The sequence below is a fragment of the Acidovorax sp. ST3 genome (assembly GCF_003231145.1).
Lineage (GTDB): Bacteria > Pseudomonadota > Gammaproteobacteria > Burkholderiales > Burkholderiaceae_C > Acidovorax.
Map to the genome: position 1 here is coordinate 1 of NZ_QKVP01000011.1, position 5,546 is coordinate 5,546.

Consider the following 5,546-nt stretch of genomic DNA (forward strand, 5'->3'; position numbering starts at 1 on the left):
GCTGTAAGAGCCTGACGATGACCTACTTTCACACGGGAACCCGCACTATCATCGGCGCAAAGTCGTTTCACTGTCCTGTTCGGGATGGGAAGGAGTGGGACCAACTTGCTATGGTCATCAGGCATAACTTGTTGTCGTGCTGCTTTTGGGGCAACACAACGAATTCATAGAGTCTGGAATCAGATTGTGTGTCTTTTGACTGCGTCTAACTTGGCATAACAGACTTTGAGCTTTTCACACAACCATTGTGGTGTGCGTGTTGGCTATCAAAGTTATAGGGTCAAGCCGCACGAGCAATTAGTACTGGTTAGCTTAACGCATTACTGCGCTTCCACACCCAGCCTATCAACGTCCTGGTCTTGAACGACTCTTTAGGGGGCTCAAGGCCCCGGCAGATCTCATCTTGAAACGAGTTTCCCGCTTAGATGCTTTCAGCGGTTATCTCTTCCACACTTAGCTACTCGGCAATGCCACTGGCGTGACAACCGATACACCAGAGGTGTGTCCACTCCGGTCCTCTCGTACTAGGAGCAGGCTTCCTCAAATCTGCAGCGCCCACGGAAGATAGGGACCAAACTGTCTCACGACGTTTTAAACCCAGCTCACGTACCTCTTTAAATGGCGAACAGCCATACCCTTGGGACCGGCTACAGCCCCAGGATGAGATGAGCCGACATCGAGGTGCCAAACACCGCCGTCGATATGAACTCTTGGGCGGTATCAGCCTGTTATCCCCAGAGTACCTTTTATCCGTTGAGCGATGGCCCTTCCATACAGAACCACCGGATCACTATGTCCTGCTTTCGCATCTGCTCGACTTGTCAGTCTCGCAGTTAAGCACGCTTATGCCATTGCACTATCGTCACGATGTCCGACCGTAACTAGCGTACCTTCGAACTCCTCCGTTACGCTTTGGGAGGAGACCGCCCCAGTCAAACTGCCTACCATGCACTGTCCCCGATCCAGATAATGGACCTAGGTTAGAACCTCAAACACACCAGGGTGGTATTTCAACGTTGGCTCCATGAGAACTAGCGTCCTCACTTCAAAGCCTCCCACCTATCCTACACAGATCTGTTCAAAGTCCAATACAAAGCTACAGTAAAGGTTCATGGGGTCTTTCCGTCTTTCCGCGGGGAGATTGCATCATCACAAACATTTCAACTTCGCTGAGTCTCAGGAGGAGACAGTGTGGCCATCGTTACGCCATTCGTGCAGGTCGGAACTTACCCGACAAGGAATTTCGCTACCTTAGGACCGTTATAGTTACGGCCGCCGTTTACTGGGACTTCAATCAAGAGCTTGCACCCCATCATTTAATCTTCCAGCACCGGGCAGGCGTCACACCCTATACGTCCACTTTCGTGTTTGCAGAGTGCTGTGTTTTTATTAAACAGTCGCAGCCACCGATTTTTTGCAACCCCGTTGGGCTCCCTCTGTACGAGTTCACCTACTTGGGGCATACCTTCTCCCGAAGTTACGGTATCAATTTGCCGAGTTCCTTCTCCTGAGTTCTCTCAAGCGCCTTAGAATACTCATCTCGCGCACCAGTGTCGGTTTGCGGTACGGTCGTCAATAGCTGAAGCTTAGTGGCTTTTCCTGGAAGCAGGGTATCACTCACTTCGTCTGCAAGCAGACTCGTTATCACCCCTCATCTAAGCCCGGCGGATTTGCCTACCAGGCACGACTACAGGCTTGAACCAACATATCCAACAGTTGGCTGAGCTAACCTTCTCCGTCCCCACATCGCACTATTGATCGGTACAGGAATATTGACCTGTTTCCCATCAGCTACGCATCTCTGCCTCGCCTTAGGGGCCGACTCACTCTACGCCGATGAACGTTGCGTAGAAAACCTTGCGCTTACGGCGAGGGGGCTTTTCACCCCCTTTAACGCTACTCATGTCAGCATTCGCACTTCTGATACCTCCAGCATCCGTTACCAGACACCTTCACAGGCCTACAGAACGCTCTCCTACCACTTGCAATAAATTGCAAATCCGCAGCTTCGGTAACTGGCTTAGCCCCGTTACATCTTCCGCGCAGGACGACTCGATCAGTGAGCTATTACGCTTTCTTTAAATGATGGCTGCTTCTAAGCCAACATCCTGACTGTTTTAGCCTTCCCACTTCGTTTCCCACTTAGCCAATTTTAGGGACCTTAGCTGGCGGTCTGGGTTGTTTCCCTCTTGAGTCCGGACGTTAGCACCCGGTGCTCTGTCTCCCAAGCTGTACTCTGCGGTATTCGGAGTTTGCATAGGTTTGGTAAGTCGCCATGACCCCCTAGCCTAAACAGTGCTCTACCCCCGCAGGTAATACTTGAGGCACTACCTAAATAGTTTTCGGAGAGAACCAGCTATTTCCAAGTTTGTTTAGCCTTTCACCCCTATCCACAGCTCATCCCCTAGTTTTGCAACACTAGTGGGTTCGGACCTCCAGTACCTGTTACGGCACCTTCATCCTGGCCATGGATAGATCACTTGGTTTCGGGTCTACACCCAGCGACTGATTCGCCCTATTCGGACTCGATTTCTCTACGGCTTCCCTATTCGGTTAACCTTGCCACTGAATGTAAGTCGCTGACCCATTATACAAAAGGTACGCAGTCACCCTTGCGGGCTCCTACTTTTTGTAAGCATGCGGTTTCAGGATCTATTTCACTCCCCTCCCGGGGTTCTTTTCGCCTTTCCCTCACGGTACTGGTTCACTATCGGTCGATTACGAGTATTTAGCCTTGGAGGATGGTCCCCCCATATTCAGACAGGATTTCTCGTGTCCCGCCCTACTTTTCTCTAACTTAGTACCACACGTCTGTTTTCGCATACAGGGCTATCACCTGCTATGGCCGGGCTTTCCATCCCGTTTTGCTAACAGTCGTGCTATCACTAGAAGGCTCTTCCGATTTCGCTCGCCACTACTTTCGGAATCTCGGTTGATGTCTTTTCCTCGAGCTACTGAGATGTTTCAGTTCACCCGGTTCGCCTCGCATACCTATGTATTCAGTATGCGATACCTCTTGCGAGGTGGGTTTCCCCATTCAGAAATCTCCGGATCAAAGCTTATTTGCCAGCTCCCCGAAGCTTATCGCAGGCTATCACGTCTTTCGTCGCCTGTAATCGCCAAGGCATCCACCACATGCTCTTAGTCACTTGACCCTATAACTTTGACATCTCTTTCAAGATATCGCCATCATCTTCAAGGACTTGTCAGGTCTTTCACCTGACGCGTTATGCCGTAATGTGAATAATTCCTCGATATCACTATCAAGAAACATTCGTCATTACTGAGTTCAAATTACTTCGCAATCACTTTCGCAATCACGTTTGCTCATTGAACATTCGTTTTGACGCAATCAAAAATTTGTCACCAAGGGCACGGTCTGCACTAAACCTTTACGAATGTGCAGTTTCCCCTGGCAACTCTGATTTCGACTCTATGAATTTTTAAAGAACAGCCGATTGATCAATCGATATTGATCAACAACAAAGCAGCCTTTTGCAAAGCAGCTTTGGTGTTGAGGTCCCGAAGTGTGGTTGGTGGAGGATGACGGGATCGAACCGACGACCCCCTGCTTGCAAAGCAGGTGCTCTCCCAGCTGAGCTAATCCCCCAGTGTCCTCTTACCGTATCCAGTCATCGGAATTTGGTGGGTCTAGTTGGGCTCGAACCAACGACCCCCGCCTTATCAAGACGGTGCTCTAACCAGCTGAGCTACAGACCCATTCCACATTCTTGCGAATCCCTTCGCAGGTCTGCGGCTTGTTCCAACAACCGATAAGTGTGGGCGTTCAATATTGAATGCAGTTTTCCAGAAAGGAGGTGATCCAGCCGCACCTTCCGATACGGCTACCTTGTTACGACTTCACCCCAGTCACGAACCCTGCCGTGGTAATCGCCCTCCTTGCGGTTAGGCTAACTACTTCTGGCAGAACCCGCTCCCATGGTGTGACGGGCGGTGTGTACAAGACCCGGGAACGTATTCACCGCGACATTCTGATCCGCGATTACTAGCGATTCCGACTTCACGCAGTCGAGTTGCAGACTGCGATCCGGACTACGACTGGCTTTATGGGATTGGCTCCCCCTCGCGGGTTGGCAACCCTCTGTACCAGCCATTGTATGACGTGTGTAGCCCCACCTATAAGGGCCATGAGGACTTGACGTCATCCCCACCTTCCTCCGGTTTGTCACCGGCAGTCTCATTAGAGTGCCCAACTGAATGTAGCAACTAATGACAAGGGTTGCGCTCGTTGCGGGACTTAACCCAACATCTCACGACACGAGCTGACGACAGCCATGCAGCACCTGTGTTACGGCTCTCTTTCGAGCACTCCTCTATCTCTAAAGGATTCCGTACATGTCAAAGGTGGGTAAGGTTTTTCGCGTTGCATCGAATTAAACCACATCATCCACCGCTTGTGCGGGTCCCCGTCAATTCCTTTGAGTTTCAACCTTGCGGCCGTACTCCCCAGGCGGTCAACTTCACGCGTTAGCTTCGTTACTGAGTCAGTGAAGACCCAACAACCAGTTGACATCGTTTAGGGCGTGGACTACCAGGGTATCTAATCCTGTTTGCTCCCCACGCTTTCGTGCATGAGCGTCAGTACAGGCCCAGGGGATTGCCTTCGCCATCGGTGTTCCTCCGCATATCTACGCATTTCACTGCTACACGCGGAATTCCATCCCCCTCTGCCGTACTCTAGCTATGCAGTCACAAATGCAGTTCCCAGGTTGAGCCCGGGGATTTCACATCTGTCTTACATAACCGCCTGCGCACGCTTTACGCCCAGTAATTCCGATTAACGCTCGCACCCTACGTATTACCGCGGCTGCTGGCACGTAGTTAGCCGGTGCTTATTCTTACGGTACCGTCATGGACCCCAGGTATTAACCAGAGTCTTTTCGTTCCGTACAAAAGCAGTTTACAACCCGAAGGCCTTCATCCTGCACGCGGCATGGCTGGATCAGGCTTGCGCCCATTGTCCAAAATTCCCCACTGCTGCCTCCCGTAGGAGTCTGGGCCGTGTCTCAGTCCCAGTGTGGCTGGTCGTCCTCTCAGACCAGCTACAGATCGTCGGCTTGGTAAGCTTTTATCCCACCAACTACCTAATCTGCCATCGGCCGCTCCGTGAGCGCAAGGCCTTGCGGTCCCCTGCTTTCATCCTGAGATCGTATGCGGTATTAGCAAAGCTTTCGCTTCGTTATCCCCCACTCTCGGGCACGTTCCGATGTATTACTCACCCGTTCGCCACTCGTCAGCATCCGAAGACCTGTTACCGTTCGACTTGCATGTGTAAGGCATGCCGCCAGCGTTCAATCTGAGCCAGGATCAAACTCTACAGTTCGATCTTGATTTTCGCTCTTTCGAGCAACTCATAATTAAGAATTGAAGTGAACTTCACTTCTCTCTCATGAGCGTTTGTAGTGCTAAGCACTAGTTCCAAAGAACTTGGCACTCGCCATCAAACGCCCACGCTTATCGGCTGTATATTTTTAAAGACCCCGCAAAACAAATCAGACCAAAATCTTCTCTATTTTGCAAACCTC

The 5,546-nt window shown here is 51.0% G+C and carries 2 tRNA genes and 3 rRNA genes; all 5 read right to left on the reverse strand.

Features of this window, described 5'->3' with window-relative positions:
* Positions 1 to 9: 9 nt before the first annotated feature.
* The 5 genes from rrf to DNK89_RS23195 all read right to left on the reverse strand — a co-directional run bounded on the left by rrf (position 10) and on the right by DNK89_RS23195 (position 5,344).
* A 5S ribosomal RNA gene (gene rrf / locus DNK89_RS23175) occupies positions 10 to 122 on the reverse strand.
* A 154-nt stretch (positions 123 to 276) separates the two neighbouring features.
* Positions 277 to 3,155: ribosomal RNA gene (locus tag DNK89_RS23180) — 23S ribosomal RNA — on the reverse strand.
* Positions 3,156 to 3,534: 379 nt separating this feature from the next.
* Positions 3,535 to 3,610, reverse strand: a tRNA-Ala gene (locus DNK89_RS23185).
* Positions 3,611 to 3,643: 33 nt separating this feature from the next.
* Positions 3,644 to 3,720: transfer RNA gene (locus DNK89_RS23190), tRNA-Ile, on the reverse strand.
* 91 nt (positions 3,721 to 3,811) lie between these two features.
* Positions 3,812 to 5,344: ribosomal RNA gene (locus tag DNK89_RS23195) — 16S ribosomal RNA — on the reverse strand.
* The 16S, 23S and 5S rRNA genes sit together here with 2 tRNA genes alongside, the layout of an rRNA operon.
* Positions 5,345 to 5,546 lie beyond the last annotated feature (202 nt).